This is a genomic window from Staphylococcus sp. GDY8P67P (assembly GCF_017892545.1).
In the GTDB taxonomy this organism is placed as follows: Bacteria; Bacillota; Bacilli; order Staphylococcales; family Staphylococcaceae; genus Staphylococcus; species Staphylococcus ureilyticus.
Genome location: NZ_JAESLH010000019.1, coordinates 101,658 through 121,464 on the forward strand (window position 1 = coordinate 101,658; position 19,807 = coordinate 121,464).

Annotated in this window: 16 protein-coding genes; 12 read left to right on the plus strand and 4 right to left on the minus strand. The window is 32.5% G+C overall.

Annotated features, from left to right (window positions below; translation table 11 throughout):
- The first annotated feature begins 110 nt into the window (after positions 1 to 110).
- Positions 111 to 1,934: an acyltransferase family protein gene (locus KA833_RS07340; RefSeq protein WP_210128669.1), complete on the plus strand. Its 1,824-nt coding sequence runs from the start codon at positions 111 to 113 to the stop codon at positions 1,932 to 1,934.
- A gap of 171 nt (positions 1,935 to 2,105) precedes the next feature.
- On the opposite strand, the gene KA833_RS07345 is transcribed toward KA833_RS07340, so the two are convergent.
- Complete coding sequence (locus KA833_RS07345) at positions 2,106 to 2,525, minus strand: nuclear transport factor 2 family protein (protein WP_064209435.1); 420 nt, start codon at positions 2,523 to 2,525, stop codon at positions 2,106 to 2,108.
- A 318-nt stretch (positions 2,526 to 2,843) separates the two neighbouring features.
- On the opposite strand from KA833_RS07345, the gene clpB reads away from it, so the two are divergent.
- Complete coding sequence (gene clpB / locus KA833_RS07350; protein ID WP_210128668.1) at positions 2,844 to 5,453, plus strand: ATP-dependent chaperone ClpB; 2,610 nt, start codon at positions 2,844 to 2,846, stop codon at positions 5,451 to 5,453.
- A gap of 255 nt (positions 5,454 to 5,708) precedes the next feature.
- On the opposite strand, the gene KA833_RS07355 is transcribed toward clpB, so the two are convergent.
- A complete protein-coding gene (locus tag KA833_RS07355) occupies positions 5,709 to 5,903 on the minus strand; it encodes a YjzD family protein (protein WP_046208047.1) in 195 nt (64 codons plus the stop codon).
- 230 nt (positions 5,904 to 6,133) lie between these two features.
- Here KA833_RS07355 and KA833_RS07360 point away from each other — a divergent pair, with 230 nt between their 5' ends.
- The 3 genes from KA833_RS07360 to KA833_RS07370 all read left to right on the plus strand — a co-directional run bounded on the left by KA833_RS07360 (position 6,134) and on the right by KA833_RS07370 (position 9,826).
- Positions 6,134 to 7,075 carry a beta-ketoacyl-ACP synthase III gene (locus KA833_RS07360; RefSeq protein WP_040030149.1) on the plus strand — a complete coding sequence of 314 codons (942 nt, stop codon included), beginning with the start codon at positions 6,134 to 6,136 and terminating at the stop codon, positions 7,073 to 7,075.
- 11 nt (positions 7,076 to 7,086) lie between these two features.
- Complete coding sequence (fabF, locus tag KA833_RS07365; RefSeq protein WP_070038090.1) at positions 7,087 to 8,331, plus strand: beta-ketoacyl-ACP synthase II; 1,245 nt, start codon at positions 7,087 to 7,089, stop codon at positions 8,329 to 8,331.
- Between the two features lie 244 nt (positions 8,332 to 8,575).
- A complete protein-coding gene (locus KA833_RS07370) occupies positions 8,576 to 9,826 on the plus strand; it encodes an MFS transporter (RefSeq protein ID WP_210128667.1) in 1,251 nt (416 codons plus the stop codon).
- Between the two features lie 36 nt (positions 9,827 to 9,862).
- Here KA833_RS07370 and KA833_RS07375 read toward each other — a convergent pair whose 3' ends face one another.
- Positions 9,863 to 10,237, minus strand: coding sequence for a DUF3899 domain-containing protein (locus KA833_RS07375; RefSeq protein WP_210128666.1), 375 nt, complete (start codon positions 10,235 to 10,237; stop codon positions 9,863 to 9,865).
- Positions 10,238 to 10,482: 245 nt separating this feature from the next.
- On the opposite strand from KA833_RS07375, the gene opp3b reads away from it, so the two are divergent.
- From opp3b to KA833_RS07400, 5 genes are read left to right on the plus strand one after another with little or no spacing between them, the layout of a single operon-like run.
- Positions 10,483 to 11,409, plus strand: a complete 927-nt coding sequence (gene opp3b / locus KA833_RS07380; RefSeq protein WP_064209430.1) for an oligopeptide ABC transporter permease — start codon at positions 10,483 to 10,485, stop codon at positions 11,407 to 11,409.
- Positions 11,409 to 12,476, plus strand: a complete 1,068-nt coding sequence (opp3C, locus tag KA833_RS07385) for an oligopeptide ABC transporter permease (protein ID WP_046208052.1) — start codon at positions 11,409 to 11,411, stop codon at positions 12,474 to 12,476. The genes opp3b and opp3C overlap by 1 nt, the downstream gene beginning before the upstream one ends.
- Before the next feature lie 17 nt (positions 12,477 to 12,493).
- Complete coding sequence (locus tag KA833_RS07390; protein ID WP_046208053.1) at positions 12,494 to 13,579, plus strand: ABC transporter ATP-binding protein; 1,086 nt, start codon at positions 12,494 to 12,496, stop codon at positions 13,577 to 13,579.
- Positions 13,569 to 14,510 (plus strand): ABC transporter ATP-binding protein, encoded by a 942-nt coding sequence (locus KA833_RS07395; protein ID WP_150822840.1) that lies wholly within the window; start codon positions 13,569 to 13,571, stop codon positions 14,508 to 14,510. The genes KA833_RS07390 and KA833_RS07395 overlap by 11 nt, the downstream gene beginning before the upstream one ends.
- A 17-nt stretch (positions 14,511 to 14,527) precedes the next feature.
- The gene (locus KA833_RS07400; protein ID WP_210128665.1) at positions 14,528 to 16,177 is read left to right on the plus strand and encodes a peptide ABC transporter substrate-binding protein; all 1,650 of its coding nucleotides are present in this window, start codon (positions 14,528 to 14,530) and stop codon (positions 16,175 to 16,177) included.
- Between the two features lie 396 nt (positions 16,178 to 16,573).
- Here KA833_RS07400 and trpS read toward each other — a convergent pair whose 3' ends face one another.
- The gene (trpS, locus tag KA833_RS07405; protein WP_046208056.1) at positions 16,574 to 17,563 is read right to left on the minus strand and encodes a tryptophan--tRNA ligase; all 990 of its coding nucleotides are present in this window, start codon (positions 17,561 to 17,563) and stop codon (positions 16,574 to 16,576) included.
- A gap of 304 nt (positions 17,564 to 17,867) precedes the next feature.
- Between trpS and spxA the strand changes: the two genes are divergently transcribed.
- Complete coding sequence (gene spxA, locus KA833_RS07410; protein WP_040030144.1) at positions 17,868 to 18,263, plus strand: transcriptional regulator SpxA; 396 nt, start codon at positions 17,868 to 17,870, stop codon at positions 18,261 to 18,263.
- 312 nt (positions 18,264 to 18,575) lie between these two features.
- Entirely contained in the window at positions 18,576 to 19,292 is a 717-nt protein-coding gene (gene mecA, locus KA833_RS07415) for an adaptor protein MecA (protein WP_046208057.1), read from the plus strand.
- The last annotated feature ends 515 nt before the right edge of the window (positions 19,293 to 19,807 follow it).

The following is a 19,807-nucleotide window of genomic DNA, read 5'->3' on the forward strand; positions in this document are numbered from 1 at the left end:
ATTTCTATCGCTCAATTCATTAAAATAATTGCAGTTGTATTACATTAGTATTACAATGTCTAGGTGAATAAAATAGATGTTTATGTAATTTTAGGAAAGTTTGTGGGAAAATGAACAATAATCTTGAAAATTGTCGTGTGAAACGTAGCACGCGATACATGCCAGGTTTAGATGGTTTAAGGGCAATTGCAGTGATTGGTATTATTATTTACCATCTAAATAAGCAATGGTTAACCGGTGGGTTTTTAGGTGTTGATACATTTTTTGTTATTTCGGGATATTTAATTACTAGTTTACTGTTAAATGAATATGAAGAAACAGGGATAATTAATTTAAAAAACTTTTGGATAAGACGTTTTAAAAGATTGATACCTGCAGTATTAACTTTAGTATTTGTTGTCATTGTGGTAACACTGGTATTAAAACCAGACGAAATTATTAATATTAAAAAAGATGCAATAGCAGCAATTTTTTACTTTTCAAATTGGTGGTACATCGCTACAGATGTCAATTATTTTGAACAATTTGCTTTCATGCCATTAAAACATTTGTGGTCTTTAGCAATTGAAGAGCAATTTTACATAGTTTTTCCAATTCTTTTTATATTCCTTTTATTAGCTTTTAAAAAATATCGTAATGTTGTTTTGATATTTTGGATTATTTCGTTAATTTCTTTACTAGTGATGATAAGCATTTCACAACCACATATGTCTCATTCTCGAGTTTATTTTGGTACAGATACAAGACTTCAAACTATGTTATTAGGCGTCATATTAGCGTTTTTATGGCCTCCGTTCAAGTTGAAAAAACATCCGAAAAAGACATTAACGCATATCATAGATGGTATTGGTGTTTTTGGTATTTTTATCTTGCTTTTACTTTTTTATAAAGTTAATGATAATAGCGATTGGATTTATAATGGTGGTTTTTATTTAATATCTGTAATGACATTATTTGTCATAATGAGTGTTGTTCATCCATCAGGTTACTTTGCTAAAGTCATAGGAAATTCTATTTTTGTTATGATAGGTAAAAGGTCCTATAGCTTATATTTATGGCATTTTCCAGTGATTAGTTTTGTACATTCATATTATGTTGATGGACAATTACCGAGTTATGTGTACTTATTAGATATCATATTGACAATTATTTTAGCAGAATTATCGTATCGTTATATTGAAACGCCTTTTAGAAAAAAAGGTTTCAAAGCACTTTCTATAAAATTAAACAAAAAAATACCATTAGTGAGAACAGCTATTTTATTAATTTTTATGATTCCAAGTTTATTTGTTTTAGCTGGTAGCTTTGATAAATTAGGGAAAGATATGGTTTCAGATAAAAAAACTACGTTTAAGACTAATGAATTTGATAAACAAATAGTGAGGCCTATACCAATTGATGATGTAAACTTTTTTGGTAAATCAAATGCTAAAAAAACCTCCAAATCAGAAGTTTTTACAAATATTAAACCACTGCTCATTGGTGACTCAGTGATGGTTGATATTGGTGAGAATTTTAAAAAAAGGGTGCCTAATGCACAAATCGATGGTGAGGTTGGTCGTAATCTTTACGATGTCGCTCCACTTGTAGAAAAACATTATCATTCGTTTAATAAAAAATCAGATAAAATTGTACTAGAGCTTGGTACAAATGGAGATTTTAGTAAAGAACAATTAGATACGTTAATCAATAAATTCGGGAATGCTCAAATTTATTTAGTGAATACGAGAGTTCCGAGAAGTTATGAAGGCCATGTGAATAAATTGATGACAGATGCTGCAAACACACACAAGAATGTAACGCTTGTTGATTGGTACAAACGCTCTGAAAATCATACAGAATACTTTGCACCAGACGGTATTCATTTAGAACCAAAAGGTGTAGAGGCATTGACGGATGAAATTTTAAAACATATAACTAGCAATGCAAAATAAATTAAAAACTTAGAGGAATATGAAATCAATGAAGCTTAACTAACAAGTAAACGCCAATTTTTGTTAAAATTGGCGTTTACTTTGCTTTTGAACATCTATAAAGAAAATTGTCATTTGAAGATGTACTTTAAATGACATATATTTACCATTGATGAATTAGCATAGTTGATATTAATACTTTCTATCTTGTTTCTTGATTGGGTAATCGTTTGCGCTCATATCCCTTCTAGTCATGAGTCCATGGCTATTAAATTCCCAATGTTCATTACCATGGGTACGCATCCATTGAGTTGTTGAAGCATCATACCATTCATACTCAAATCTAACTGAAATACGGTTATCGGTGTAACACCATAATTCTTTCATCAATTTGTAATGAAGTTCTTTATTCCATTTTCTATATAAAAAAGATTTGATTGCTTCTCGACCTTCAAAAAACTCATTACGATTTCTCCATTGTGAATCAAGTGTATAAGCGAGACATACTTTTTCAGGATCTCTAGTATTCCATGCATCTTCCGCCAATTTAACTTTTTCTAAAGCTGTCTGTTTATTAAACGGCGGCGTTGGCTTTTTGATTACATCTTTCATATAGATAACCTCCAATCTTGTATATTTACAATAATGCTAACATAGCTTTAAAGTAATGAGGAATGTCCTATTGTTGAAAATATAAATATTGCTATAGAATTTAATAGCTTTATATTATTTATCTAGATGTTTTAACATATATGTATCTGGTAAAAGTTATGATATAGTAAGCGTTCAAAACTTATAAAAAATAATTGAAAAACCAACCCTTTATTGTTGATTATTGCCGAGAAGCGTAATATAATATAAATAAGGTCAAAGAAAGTCAAAGTCAAACTTACTTTATTGATCAATCATTAAATGGTGAGGTGAATCAATTTGGATATCAATCAAATGACCTATGCAGTCCAAAGTACATTACAAAATGCTATTGAACTGGCTAAAATAAATGAAAATCAAAATATTGAAATTGAAGCTGTATTATCAGCGGCATTAACAGAAAGTGAAAGTTTATTTAAAAGTATTTTTGATAGAGCGCATATAGACACTGATAAATTAGATCAATCATATAAAGAAAAGCTTAAAAAATATCCATCCGTTCAAGGAGATAATGTCCAATATGGCCAATATATAAGCCAAAATGCTAACAATTTATTAAATAAAGCTGAAACTTATATGAAAAAATATGAAGATGAATATATATCTATGGAACACATCGTATTAGCTGCTATTGATATAGATGATACGACTAAACAATTTGTAGCAAATAAAAAAGAAGTTATTGAAGAAATTATTAAAAAAGTTAGAGGAGGCAATCACGTGACATCACAAAATCCAGAAGCAAATTATGAAGCTTTAGAAAAATACGGTCGTGACTTAGTTGAAGAAGTACGTCAAGGAAATATGGACCCTGTCATTGGTCGAGACGAAGAAATTCGTAATTCAATCCGTATATTAAGTAGAAAAACTAAAAATAATCCTGTTTTGATTGGTGAACCAGGTGTAGGTAAAACAGCAATCGTCGAAGGGTTAGCGCAACGTATCGTTCGTAAAGATGTGCCAGAATCATTGTTAGATAAAACAATTTTTGAACTTGATTTAAGTGCACTTGTGGCTGGAGCTAAATATCGAGGAGAATTCGAAGAAAGATTGAAAGCAGTACTTAAAGAAGTCAAAGACTCTGACGGCAGAATTATTTTGTTTATTGATGAAATTCATATGCTTGTAGGTGCTGGTAAAACTGAAGGGGCTATGGATGCAGGTAATATGCTTAAACCGATGTTAGCTCGTGGTGAACTACATTGTATTGGTGCGACTACATTAAATGAATATAGAGAATATATTGAAAAAGACTCAGCTTTAGAGCGTCGTTTCCAAAAAGTAAATGTATCTGAGCCTAATGTAGAAGATACAATTTCTATCTTACGTGGTTTGAAAGAACGTTACGAAGTATATCACGGTGTTCGTATACAAGATAAAGCATTAGTAGCAGCAGCTGAATTATCAGATCGGTATATTACAGATCGATTCTTACCGGATAAGGCAATAGATTTAGTAGACCAAGCATGTGCGACGATACGTACTGAAATGGGCTCAAATCCAACAGAATTAGATCAAGTGAATCGTCGTGTTATGCAGCTGGAAATTGAAGAGTCGGCATTGAAAAATGAATCTGATAATGCTAGTAAACAGCGTTTACAAGAGCTACAAGAAGAACTAGCGAACGAAAAAGAAAAACAAAGTTCTATTCAATCACGTGTTGAAGAAGAAAAAGAAAAAATAGCTAAGTTGCAAGAGAAACGTTCAGAATTAGATGAAAATCGAAAAGCTTTAGAAGATGCTGAAAACAACTACAATTTAGAAAAAGCAGCGGAATTACAGCACGGTAAAATTCCACAATTAGAAAAAGAATTACGTGAACTAGAAGATGCTTTCCAAAATGAACAAAATGAAGACAATGACCGCATCATTCGTGAAATTGTTACCGATGAAGAAATTGGTGATATTGTTAGTTCTTGGACAGGCATTCCAGTATCAAAATTAGTTGAAACTGAAAGAGAAAAACTCTTGAACTTATCTGATATACTTCATGAACGTGTTGTGGGACAAGATAAGGCTGTAGATTTGGTTGCAGACGCAGTTGTCAGAGCACGTGCTGGAATTAAAGATCCTAACAGACCCATTGGCAGCTTCTTATTCCTAGGCCCAACTGGTGTGGGTAAAACAGAATTAGCGAAATCTTTAGCATCAACTTTATTTGATTCAGAAAAACATATGATTCGTATTGATATGAGTGAATATATGGAAAAACATTCTGTCTCACGTTTAATAGGTGCGCCTCCAGGTTATGTTGGACATGAAGAAGGCGGTCAACTGACTGAATCAGTACGACGAAATCCTTATTCAGTCATTCTGTTAGACGAAATAGAAAAAGCACATTCAGATGTGTTCAATGTGTTGCTTCAAATATTAGAAGAAGGTCGTTTAACTGATTCACAAGGTCGAGAAGTAGACTTTAAAAATACAATTATTATCATGACGAGTAATATAGGTTCACAAATTTTATTAGAAAATGTAAAAGATACAGGTGTAATAACTGAATCAACAGAAAAAGCAGTTATGAATAGTTTAAATCAATACTTCAAACCTGAAATCATTAATCGTATGGATGATATCGTATTATTTAAACCATTATCTGTAAATGATATGAGTTTAATTGTTGATAAAATTTTAACACAATTAAACATTAGACTGATGGAACAACGTATTTCAATTGAAGTTTCTGACAAAGCTAAGACTTGGTTAGGTGAAGAAGCATATGAACCACAATTTGGTGCAAGACCACTTAAAAGATTTGTTCAAAGACAAATTGAAACACCACTTGCACGCAAAATGATTAGAGAAAACCTACCGGAAGGTACGTTAATAAAAATAGATTTATCTGATGATGGTTTAACATTTGAAGAAATTAAACCAGAAATGATATAAGAAGAAATAAATAGAAAATAATGTTAGCGCATCATCGCTATTAAAATATGCCCATAAATGATTTGGAGAAATTCATTTATGGGCTACTATTATATTAATGTTGGATTAATTAAAAAGTTAGTACATTTAAAATCTTAGAAATTTTCTATAGCAAAAAGGCAATCTCTAAATTGAAAACTTAGAGATTGCCTTTTTAAATTCGTTCGAGATATTTTCGTTTCGAACGCTTCTTAAAAATGTGTATGCGATAAATAATTAGTGTTGTTCTTTCGTTTCATGCTTTGAAGGTTTAATAATCAAGTCAAATAATACGACAATGATTGTAAATACAATAGCACCAATAATAGGGGTAATCAAATTAAGTGCGCCCCCACCTGAAAGACTGTTAAGCACGAAATTTACCATTTGTAATAAGACAATAGACCAAAATAACACTGCGAGGTATTTCATTATGTAATGCCTCCAATTTAATATATATATACATTTATTATAAATAAGAATGTGATATTTGTATAGTAGTAAGTTATAAAGTGTAGATTTTAATTGTACTAATTTTCACTATAAATTATAATAATAAATGTGATTTTAATGAGTATACTAGGTGAAGTTCTTGTATTGGAATTATGTATTATGTTAAATTAATACCTGGTATTAAAAAATTATTAAGAAGGTGTACAACCATGAACGTGGGTATTAAAGGTTTCGGCGCATATGCGCCTGAAAAAGTAGTAGAGAATGCCTATTTTGAATCGTTTTTAGAAACTTCAGATGAATGGATTTCGAAAATGACAGGTATTAAAGAAAGAAGATGGGCTGATGAAGATGAAGAGACGTCTGATTTAGCTTATCAAGCAAGTGTTAAAGCTATTAATGATGCTGGTATTGAACCAACGGACATAGATATGATTATTGTTGCAACATCTACAGGAGATTTTCCATTTCCAACTGTGGCTAACATATTACAAGACAGACTTGGTATCGGAAAGGTTGCTTCTATGGATCAGTTAGCTGCATGTAGTGGTTTCATGTATGCAATGATTAACGCTAAACAATTCGTACAATCAGGCGATTATAAAAATATTTTAGTTGTAGGTGCAGATAAATTATCTAAAATCACAGATTACACAGACCGTTCAACCGCTATTTTATTTGGTGATGGTGCTGGTGCAGTCGTTATCGGCGAAGTGTCTGAAGGCCGAGGTATTTTAAGTTATGAACTTGGATCAGACGGTTCTGGAGGCGAATATTTATATTTAAATCCAGAAAATGGTAAGATATTTATGAATGGACGAGAAGTGTTTAAATTTGCTGTTAGAATCATGGGTGAAGCCTCTAATAATGCAGTTGCAAAAGCAAATTTAGAACCAAACGATATCGATATGTTTGTGCCACATCAAGCGAATATTAGAATTATGGAATCTGCAAGAGAACGATTAGGTATACCTAAAGAAAAAATGAGCGTCTCAGTGGATAAATTTGGTAATACTTCTGCAGCTTCAATTCCATTAAGTATCGCACAAGAATTAGAAAATGGTAAAATTAAAGATGATGATGTTTTAGTACTAGTAGGATTCGGTGGCGGTCTTACTTGGGGTGCTGTAACAATAAGATGGGGAAAATAGGAGGATAATATATGAGCAAGGAACATCGTGTCGTCATTACTGGTATGGGTGTTTTATCACCAATCGGTAATGATGCAAAAACTTCATGGAAAAATGCACTAAATGGTGTTAGTGGTATAGATGAAATAACACGTATAGATACATCAGCATATAAAGTTCATTTAGCTGGTGAATTAAAAGACTTTGATATTGAAGATCATATAGATAAAAAAGAAGCGCGTCGTATGGATCGATTCACACAGTATGCAGTAGTCGCTGCAAGAGAAGCGGTTAAGGATGCAAAACTAAATATTAATGAAGATACAGCTAATAGAATTGGTGTTTGGATTGGCTCAGGTATCGGTGGCATGGAAACATTTGAATTATCACATAGCCAATTGCTAGAGCGTGGCCCTAGACGTGTCAGTCCTTTCTTTGTTCCGATGTTAATTCCTGATATGGCTACAGGCCAAGTATCTATTGATTTAGGTGCAAAAGGGCCGAATGGTGCTACGGTTACAGCATGTGCTACAGGTACAAACTCAATTGGAGAAGCTTTCAAGATTATCCAACGCGGTGATGCCGATGCTATGGTTACAGGTGGTACTGAAGCGCCAATTACACATATGGCAATCGCAGGCTTTAGTGCAAGCCGTGCTTTAACAACGAATGAAGATAAAGAAACAGCTTGTCGACCATTCCAAGAAGGACGCGATGGCTTTGTAATGGGAGAAGGCGCAGGTATTGTTGTACTTGAATCTTTAGAGTCAGCCAAAGCACGTGGTGCAGAAATTTATGCTGAAGTAGTTGGTTATGGTTCAACAGGTGATGCTTATCATATTACAGCTCCAGCACCTGAAGGCGAAGGCGGCTCACGTGCGATGCAAGCAGCGATTGATGATGCAGGCATTGAGCCCCAAGATATTCAATATTTAAATGCTCATGGTACGAGTACGCCAGTTGGCGATTTGACTGAAATACAAGCGATTAAAAATACATTTGGTGAAGCAGCTAAAAACTTAAAAATTAGCTCTACAAAATCAATGACTGGTCACTTATTAGGTGCAACAGGTGGTTTAGAGGCCATTTTCTCTGCTTTATCTATTAGAGATGGCCGCATCGCGCCAACCATCCATGCTGAATCTCCAGACCCAGAGTGTGATTTAGACATTGTTCCAAATAAAGCTGAAGATTTAGATATTACTTACGCTATGAGTAATAGTTTAGGATTTGGTGGCCATAATGCCGTCCTTGTTTTGAAAAAATTTAACGACTAAATCATATGTAATGATAAAAGGCTGAGACAATTCATTTGTCCAGCCTTATTTATTTTGGCTAAGGTTATTTAGCAGATACGGAGTGATATGAATAAGCGATGATATCGATTGAAGATAGTTTTAATTTTTAAATAATATATATTTTAATAGTAAAATACATAATTAAATTTGATATATTGTATATTTATAGTGTGCACCTAGTGTATAATGTGCTTTATATTCACTTCAAAAGGAGGCATTCAAGATGAAACGCTTTTCAACTTTGTCAACAACTTTGAAAACACGAATGATTGCAGATTTTATCTTGATTATAGCAAGTCAAGCCATCATGCCTTTTATAGCACTTTATTTAACGAGCAAGGTGAACGCAGTTTTTGCAGGGACATTTTTAATTATAAATATTATAGTGAGTTTTATAGTGTCTTTTTTAGGTGGATATTTAGGTGATAATTATAATAGGAAGAAAACGGTGAATTATATTCACTTTTTATATGCAATTTGCCTAATTATTCTAAGTATTACGGTTACTATGGACGGTACTGGTTTAGTTATATTTTGTATTGCTATTTTTGTTTTTCAATTATTATTTGCTGCAAGTGAACCTATATTTGAAGCGGCTATTATGGATGCTATATATGAAGATGTTAGGGCATATGTATATCAACTCAATTATTGGATGTTTAATATCGGTACAGCCATCGGTATGGCGTTAGGTGCATTATTATATTTGGGGCATAAACATTTATTATTTATTCTTTTCTTTGTCGCTATGTTAGTAAGTTGGTACTTATTTGAGAAGTATTATGATGTTAAACAAGTTATTAGTAAAAAAAGCGACGTTACGACTAAGTTTAAACATTTTTTTGAAAGCTATCGAGATGTAGTTAAAGATAAATATTATATGATGCTAAATTTGGGCTATATGATGGTCATCATGGCTGAATTGAGTTTAAATTCTTATGTCGTGGTAAGGTTGAAAGATGCTTTTGAACCATTATCGATTTTAGGTTTTTATATAGATGGTGTCAGAATGTTTACGGTCATTATGATTATTAATACAGTAGTTGTCGCTACTTTAACATTTACTGTCAACAGAATTGTCGCAGCGACTTCGACTAGAATTGCATTTATGATTGGGATTGTCTTGTATACATTAGGATACAGTGTATTGACGTCTGCAACATCTTTTTGGATTTTATGCTTATTTTCAATTTTGGCTACTTTAGGGGAATTAATATATTCACCTATACAAAATGCACAACGATTCTTGATGATTCCTGAAGATAAACGAAGTACGTATAGTACATTTGCAATGGTTTCATTTTACGGCGGAAATATTTTAGCACGTCTAGGACTTATTATTGGCGCATTTATATTACCATGGATGATGTCTATCTACGTGGCAGTCATTGTTTTGTTGGGCTTTATCCTACTTTATTATGCACTTTTTTGTAATCCCAATATTGATAATCAACAGAAAAAAAGGCTGGATTAGTTATTGTTATTAAATACAATTACTAATCCAGTCTTTTTATATAGCAAATGATATTAAAATAGAGATAATGACATAAATGAGATTACAAAGAAAAGCAATTTTCACCCAAGATGAAACAATATAAATATCTTTTTTAGGTTTAGTAGGCTTAAAAAACGTATCATCTTCAAGCGAGCTTCTATGTTTCTTTCTCATCAATTGATATTTTAATCTTCTAAAACCAAAGCTTGTAGGATCTAAAACGCCTTCCTGCACAACCAAAATGATAAAAGAGAATATTGCTAATAAGATAGAGACATAGAATATAATATTAATAAAGTTTATCCAATTATGGTTTGAAAATAACCATAAAATAAATGAAATTATAGGTGTAATAAGTAAAAATAATACGAGATGTTTTAAATATTTCATGTCGTTGCCCCCCAAAAAAGAATTAAATTAATTGTAACTTAAGTTAACTAAAAAATGAATAAAAATTACTATAAATTCGTTAACAACAGTATTTAATTAGAAGTTTAAAATTAATTAATTTTTAATTTCTTTAATAAAGTAAAGCAATAGAATATTGATTAAAATCTTAACTAAACGTATAATGTTATTAAATATTCTGAATATTGTGAAGGGAATGTTTAATTCGATTCAAAGGGGGATACAATATGCTTAAATATGTTTTAAAGCGATTGGGTTATATGTTTTTGTCATTATTCATTATCATTACCATTACTTTTTTCTTGATGAAACTTATGCCAGGTTCACCATTTAATGATGAAAAATTAAATGATGAACAAAAGCAAATTCTAAATGAAAAATATGGTTTGAATGACCCAGTACCAGTTCAGTATGCGAGTTATTTGAAGAATGTTGTTACGGGGGACTTTGGTAACTCATTCCAATATGATAACCAGCCAGTTTGGGATTTAATCAAACCAAGGTTATTACCATCTTTAGAAATGGGTTTAACAGCGATGGTGATTGGTGTCATACTCGGTCTGATTTTAGGGGTCATTGCGGCAGTCCGGCAAAACACCTGGGCTGACTATACAGCTACAGTAATTTCAGTTATAGCAGTATCGGTACCATCATTCGTCTTAGCTGTTTTATTACAATATGTATTTTCAGTAAGATTGCAATGGTTCCCAGTAGCAGGTTGGGAAGGTATTTCAACAGCAGTGTTACCATCTTTAGCACTATCAGCAGCAGTTTTAGCGACGGTAGCAAGATACATAAGAGCAGAAATGATAGAAGTGTTAAGTTCAGATTATATTTTACTTGCACGTGCCAAAGGTAATTCAACAATGAGAGTATTATTTGGACACGCATTAAGAAATGCCTTGATTCCAGTAATTACAATTATTGTGCCAATGTTGGCGAGTATATTAACAGGTACTTTGACAATTGAAAATATTTTTGGTGTGCCAGGGTTAGGGGATCAATTCGTAAGATCGATTACCACGAACGATTTCCCAGTAATTATGGCGACAACTATTTTATTCAGTACACTATTTATAGTTTCTATTTTCCTTGTAGATATATTATATGGTGTTATTGATCCACGTATACGTGTACAAGGAGGTAAAAAATAATGGCTGATAATAAAAATGAAAATTTAAATCAAGATTATTCAAATGCAGTTATGTCACATACCTCAGAAGCAATACCAGCATCAGATTTTATTAGAAGTAACAATGATATTGAAAAAGAGCCTGAAATACAGCGAGAAAGTAAAAACTTTTGGCAGGATGCATGGACACAATTAAAGCGTAATAAATTAGCGGTAGTTGGTATGATAGGGTTAATTATTATCATTATTTTAGCGTTAATTGGGCCATTATTTAGTGCGCATGACTATGCTGAACAAGATGTTGAAAGACGTAACTTACCAGCTAAAATACCTGTACTAGATCAAATTTCATTTTTACCATTTGATGGTGAAGGTGCTCAAGGTAAAGATGCCTATGAAGAAGCTGGAGTGAAAGAAAATTTCTGGTTTGGTACAGACCAATTAGGTAGAGATTTATGGTCACGTACTTGGCAAGGTGCACAAGTATCATTATTTATTGGTGTTGTTGCAGCATTGCTCGATATTTTTATAGGGGTTATTTATGGCGCGATTTCAGGATTTTTTGGAGGACGACTTGATAATGTGATGCAACGTATTATTGAAATTGTTGCGTCTATACCAACATTGATTGTTGTTATTTTATTCGTGTTAATCTTTGAACCATCTATATGGACGATTATATTAGCGATGGCAATCACAGGCTGGATTGGAATGAGTCGTGTTGTCAGAGGGGAATTCTTAAAATTAAAAGGCCAAGAATTTGTATTAGCTTCAAAAACATTAGGTGCATCTAAACTTAAATTAATATTTAAGCACATATTACCTAACACACTAGGAGTTATAGTTGTTACATCTATGTTTACAGTGCCGAATGCAATCTTCTTCGAAGCATTCCTAAGCTTTATTGGTATTGGAGTGCCAGCACCAAGAACATCACTTGGTTCACTTGTAAATGATGGTCGCGCAATGTTATTGATTCATCCACATGAATTATTTATTCCGGCTATTATTTTAAGTTTATTAATATTATTCTTCTATCTATTTAGTGATGGATTACGTGATGCATTTGATCCGAAAATGCGTAAATAAAAAGGGGGCAACATTTTATGTCAGAAAGAATATTAGAAGTTAACAATTTGCATGTTTCCTTTGATATTGACGCAGGGGAAGTGCAAGCAGTACGTGGCGTGGATTTCTTTCTAGATAAAGGAGAAACACTAGCGATTGTTGGTGAATCAGGTTCTGGGAAATCAGTGACAACAAAAGCTATTACGAAATTATTCCAAGGTGATACAGGGAGAATTAAAAAAGGTGTTATTAATTTCTTGGGTGAAGACTTAGCTCAAAAATCAGAAGAAGAGTTAATTAAATTACGAGGAAAAGATATTTCTATGATTTTTCAAGATCCGATGACTTCGCTTAATCCTACAATGAAAATAGGCAAGCAGGTTATGGAACCACTAATGAAACATAGAAATTACAATAAAGTAAATGCGAAAAAAAGAGCATTGGAAATATTAAACCTTGTCGGTTTACCAAACGCTGAAAAACGTTTTAATGCCTATCCACATCAATTTTCAGGGGGACAAAGACAGAGAATAGTCATTGCGACAGCACTTGCATGTGAGCCTAAAGTATTAATTGCTGATGAGCCAACTACTGCACTTGATGTAACGATGCAAGCTCAAATATTAGAATTGATGAGAGAGTTACAAAGTAAAATAAGTACTTCAATCGTTTTCATCACTCATGATTTAGGTGTTGTTGCTAATATAGCAGACAGAGTAGCTGTTATGTATGGTGGTCAAATGGTTGAAACAGGGGATGTAGATGAAATATTTTATGACCCTAAACACCCGTATACTTGGGGACTATTATCATCGATGCCTGATTTAACGACTGGTTCAGAAACAGAATTATTAGCTATTCCAGGTACACCACCAGATTTATTACACCCGCCTAAAGGAGATGCATTTGCTGAACGTAGCCAATATGCATTAGATGTGGATTTTAAAACACCGCCACCATGGTTCAAAATATCTGATACACATTTTGTGAAATCTTGGTTACTTGACGAGCGTGCACCTCATGTTGAACCACCAGAAATGGTACAAAAACGTTTACGTAAGATGCCAAATAATTACGATAAACCGCAACAAGTAGAAAGGGTGGCGTTTGATGATGCAAAATAAAGACATACTTTTACAAGTGAAAAATGTTAAACAATATTTTAATGAAGGAAAGCGTAACGAAGTGCGTGCAGTTGAAAATATTTCATTTGATATTTATAAAGGGGAAACATTTGGATTAGTTGGTGAATCTGGTTGTGGAAAATCTACAACTGGTAAAGCTATTATTAAACTCAATGATATAACTGATGGAGAAATACTTTATGAAGGTATCGATATTCAAAAAATAAAAAACCGTAAAGATTCTTTAAAGTTTAATAAAAAGATGCAAATGATTTTCCAAGATCCGTATGCTTCATTAAACCCAAGGTTAAAAGTCATGGATATCGTAGCAGAGGGGATAGATATTCATAAGCTAGCTAGTGGGACAAAAGACCGAAAAAGAAGAGTTTACAATTTATTAGAAACAGTAGGTCTTAGCAAAGAACATGCCAATCGTTATCCACATGAATTCTCAGGCGGTCAAAGACAACGTATCGGTATTGCACGTGCATTAGCAGTAGAACCAGAATTTATTATTGCAGATGAGCCAATATCAGCGTTAGATGTGTCAATACAAGCCCAGGTCGTTAATTTGTTATTAAAGTTGCAAAGAGAACACAATATTACGTTTTTATTTATTGCCCATGACCTTTCAATGGTGAAATATATTTCAGACAGAATAGCAGTAATGCATTTTGGTAAAATTGTCGAATTAGGTTCTGCAGATGAAATATACAATCATCCGTTACATCCTTACACGAAATCATTGCTTTCAGCAGTACCACAACCGGATCCTGAAAGTGAACGTTCTCGAAAAAGAACAGTGTATAAAGAAGACACATCCAAAAATAATCAACGGTCATTAAATGAAATACAACCTGGCCATTTTGTATTTACTACGGATGAAGAAGCAGAAACATTAAAATCTCAAATGCAAGCACCATCAGTATAAGGGGAAGGGGGATTAATATGAAAAGGATTAAACTATTTATAGTTTTATTAGCTTTAACGGTGATTACAGCGGGATGTAGCAGTGCTGAAGGTATCTACTCGGACAAAGGACAAGTATTTAGAAAAGTGATACCACAAGATATTTCTTCATTAGACTCTGCACTAGTGACCGACACGGTATCTTTTGATTTATTCAATCAAGTCTATGAAGGTCTTTACACTTTGGATAAGAATGATAAAGCACAACCAGGTGTCGCTAAAGAAATGCCAAAGAAAAGTAATGGCGGTAAGACCTTGACAATTAAATTGCGTAAGGATGCAAAATGGTCTAATGGGGATCCAGTTACTGCACAAGATTTTGTTTTTGCATGGAAACGTGTTGTCAATCCAGATACAGCTTCAGAATATGCTTACATAATGTATGACTTAAAAAATGCTGAAGACATTAATATGGGTAAAAAAGATGTTGATAAATTAGGTGTAAAAGCGTTAGATGACCACACATTAAAAATTGAACTAAATAAGCCAATACCATATATTAATGAAATGCTCGCATTTGGCACATACTTGCCTCAAAAAGAAAAAGTTGTGAAAAAGCATGGTGAACAATATGCTACAACTGCAGATAAAACAGTGTTTAATGGTCCTTTCAAAGTTCAAGATTGGAAAGTTGAAGATAAAATTCAATTAGTTAAAAATGAAGATTATTGGGACAAGAAAAAAGTTCATTTAGACCGTGTAAATTATAAAGTGTTAAAAGACCAGCAAGCAGGAGCATCACTTTATGACACTGGTTCTGTAGATGATACTACTATCAGTGCAGACCAAGTGGATAAATATCAAGGAAATCCTGGTTTGAAAAAACGTTTGTTAGCTAGTACGTTCTATATGAAATTAAATCAAGATAATGTACCTGAATTTAAAAATAAAGATTTACGAATTGCGATTTCACAAGCGATTGATAAAGAAGGCTATGTGAATTCAGTTTTAAATAATGGATCTGAATCGACAGATGGGTTCACAGCTAAATTAACGGCAGAAACACCTGACGGCAAAGACTTTGCCGAATCTATAGATTCACCACTTGCATATAATCCGAAAGCAGCCAAGAAACACTTAGAAAAAGCGAAAAAAGATTTAGGTGTGAAAGAATTGACGTTTACCATGAATACTGAAGATACACCAGGATCAAAAGTATCAGCAGAATATATAAAATCAGAAGTAGAGAAGAATTTACCAGGTGTAACGATGAAAGTTAAACAATTACCGTTTAAACAGAGAGTAAATCAAGAACATTCTGAAACATTTGAAGCATCGTTATCAGGTTGGGGGCCAGATTATCCAGATCCTCTAACATTCTTGGAAATTATGACAACAGGTAATCCTTCAAATAATACCGCTTGGGGTAGTAAAAAATACTACCAACTCGTTAAAGATGCGAATGGTAAATTATTGAAAAAACCTGAAGAACGTAATGCAGCGATGAAAGAAGCGGAAGAATTATTACTCAATGATGCACCTGTAGCACCTATATATCAAAAAGGGGAAGCACATTTAACCAATCCACAAGTCAAAGGTTTATTCTATCACCAAATTGGTGGTGATACTTCGTTAAAAGAAGTAAGCATTGATAAATCAATTGACCGTGAAACTGGTAAAAAGAAATAAAAGAAGTGAAAAATGAAATTTGAGTACAACTTATTGAAATAATGAAAATACGTCACTTTCTATGTCATTATATAGAGAGTGGCGTATTCTTTGATATCATACATTTTTAATCCTTGTTAAATAATTACTTTCCAACAGAAGAACTGACAATAAATGAATATTGATATTGTAAGACCTAATTGATATATTTCAAAAATTACGGTGTTAATGTAGCATTCATCAACTAAACAAAATTGTAATTTGCTAAAATCACGCGGATAGTTGTAGAAGGAATGATGAAATTTGAGTTCAACCAGATTAATATATGTATCGAAAGTTGAAAAAAACAGACTAATCCTTTAATTTGGATTGGTCTGTTTTAAAATGAGATGTATGCCAATTTTTTTGATTTTTAGATTATCTTTTTCGACCTAAGCCCATTGCTTTTTCCATTTTTTTTAATGTTTTAAATGAAGCTTTTTGAGCTTTCTCTCTACCATTATCTAAAATCGTATCTAATTCATCTGAGTTGAAATAATACTCATATTTTTCTTGGAACTGAACTAAAAAGTCTTTTACAATTTCAGCTAAATCTGATTTAAATTCACCATAGTTAGAATCTTTATACTGTGTTTGGAGTTCATCAATTGTTTTATCAGTTAAACTTGAATAGATAGATAATAAATTTGAAATGCCAGGCTTATTGTCACGATCAAATTTAATAATACCATCTGAATCTGTTACTGCGCTTTTTATTTTTTTAGCGCCAACATTGGGTTCATCTAACAATGAGATATAATTCTTTTGGTTATCATCACTTTTACTCATTTTTTTCGTTGGGTCTTGTAAACTCATAACACGACCACCAACTTTTGGCATGCGTATTTCTGGTTTTACAAGAACATCGTTGTAACGTGAATTGAATCGGTCTACTAAATTTCTAGTTAATTCAATATGTTGTTTTTGGTCGTCTCCAACAGGAACGATGTTTGTGTTATAAATAACGATATCTGCTGCCATTAATGGAGGATATGTAAGTAAGCCAGCTGGTATACCTTCCGTTTGTTTTACTGCTTTATCTTTAAATTGTGTCATACGTTCTAATTCACCAATAGATGAAATAGTTGTTAACATCCAGCTAGCTTGCACATGCGCTGGCACTTCAGATTGTATAAATAATGTTGATTTTTCTGGATCAATGCCTGAAGCTAAATAAATTGCTGCTAGTTGTCTTGTTTGTTTACGTAGTTTTAATCGATCTTGTGGAATTGTAATTGCGTGTTGATCCACGATGCAGAAGAAACAATCATAGTCTTCTTGGACTTCACCAAATTGCTTCAACGCACCAATATAATTACCAAGCGTTGGGATGCCGCTAGGTTGGATACCAGAAAATAAAGTTTCCATTTTTTGATGCCTACCTTTTTAATAATTTAATTTATCTACTTTAGTAATAGTATAACAGTATTTCAATCATTTGTAAGTTATGTTAAACTGTATACATATCAATATTTCTAACTAAATTGATTGGGAATTAAGCTTATTTGAAAATTTTTAAAAAAATTAGAGAATTCTCATTTAATTTTAATGTTGATAGGGTATACTTTAATTGTAAGGTTAAGAGAGGTAAAAATGACTTAGTAATTTCTTAATCATATAAAAATTGAAATCTAATGAATTTATATTCATGAAAAATAGGAGAGTGAGATGTATGGTAACATTATTTACTTCACCAAGTTGCACATCTTGCCGTAAAGCGAAAGCATGGTTACAAGAACATGACATTCCGTATACGGAGCGTAACATTTTTTCAGAACACTTAACAATTGATGAAATTAAACAAATTTTAAAAATGACTGAAGATGGAACAGACGAAATCATATCTACTCGTTCTAAAACTTATCAAAAATTAAATGTAGATATTGATGCTTTACCACTTCAAGACTTATATTCAATTATCCAAGATAATCCAGGTTTATTAAGACGTCCGATTATCTTAGATGATAAACGTTTACAAGTTGGTTATAATGAAGATGAAATCAGACGTTTTTTACCTAGAAAAGTACGTACGTTCCAATTGCAAGAAGCGCAACGTATGGTTGATTAATTTATAAATAGAGCGATTAAGCCATAAAGTAATGTTATTGTGATGTTGCTTTGTGGTTTTGTTGTGTTTACCATAACAGATAAATGTATACTTACGTCAAACAAATCGATTATTCGATTGTGAATAATTATTGACTAAATTCAAACAGCACTCTATAAAAAGTGCTGTTTTTTGGCCTTTTATAAGGGTATATGTTATTATAAGAGACCAAATAGAAAATAGTAAAAATTAATCAAACAAATTAATTGTAATTCTTACTACGTTCTAATACAATAATGATTACTATTCATCGACTGTAAGGAGTGAGATGATATGAGAATAGAGCGAGTTGACGATACTACCGTTAAACTATTTATAACATATAGTGATATAGAAGCAAGAGGTTTTAAACGAGAAGATTTATGGACTAATCGCAAACGTGGAGAAGAATTCTTTTGGAACATGATGGAAGAAATCAATGAAGAAGAAGATTTTGTTGTTGAAGGTCCTTTATGGATTCAAGTACATGCCTTTGAAAAGGGCGTTGAAGTAACAATTTCTAAATCTAAAAACGAAGATCTTATCAATATGTCTGATGAAGACAATGACCAATTAGATCATCAAGTTAATGATTTATTATCACAAACATTTGATCAAGATGATAGTTTAGAGGATTTATTTGAACAACGACAACAACAAAAAGAGACACAACAAGATCAAGAACGCAACAAACGTAAGCCGCAAAATACACGTACTGTTATAGTTAGATTTAATGACTTGGAAGAAGTAATTGATTATGCTTACCATAATAATCAAAGAACAGATGAGTTTGAAGATTTATTATATAGTCTTAATAATGTATATTACTACGCTGTTCACTTTGATGAAACAGTTGGACAAGAAACAATTAACGATAGTTACAGTCAATTACTTGAGTTCGCATATCCTACTGATAAATCAGAAGTATATTTAAACGATTACGCAAAAATTATTATGAGTCATAATGTCGCTTCACAAGTACGTCGTTATTTTCCTGATACAACAGAATAACTACGATAAAGAAACTAATATAAATTATTATCAACAATGATTATGATTTGATTAGTAGATTAATTTGAGACTGACAGTCTGGGACATAAGGTTCTTGGACAAATGAAAAAAGGCAATTTCTATTGAAATCATATAGAAATTGCCTTTTCTGTATTGTTTTAAAATAAGGCATTTGATTCTGTGAGAGCTACATCATTCAGATACCATTATTGATTTTTTTCTATTGTACGACCAGAGCATACAGATTGGGTGTCTACATGTAGAATAATTGTTAACATCATTTTGGTTGATATAAGACGTTGTTTTTAAAGTATTTTAATGTGAAATTACGTATGAATACGTTGTATTTTGGTGAGGTACTGAAGGAACAGGATAAGCTGAAGACTGCAGTATGAAGCTGATTTCTAAGAAAGCAAGTCAACAATACGAAGTATTGAATAATAAAGAAGCGCGCAGATGAATTGAATTAAATCATCTGCGTGCTATTTTTGGATAAAAAAACCATACGCTATGCG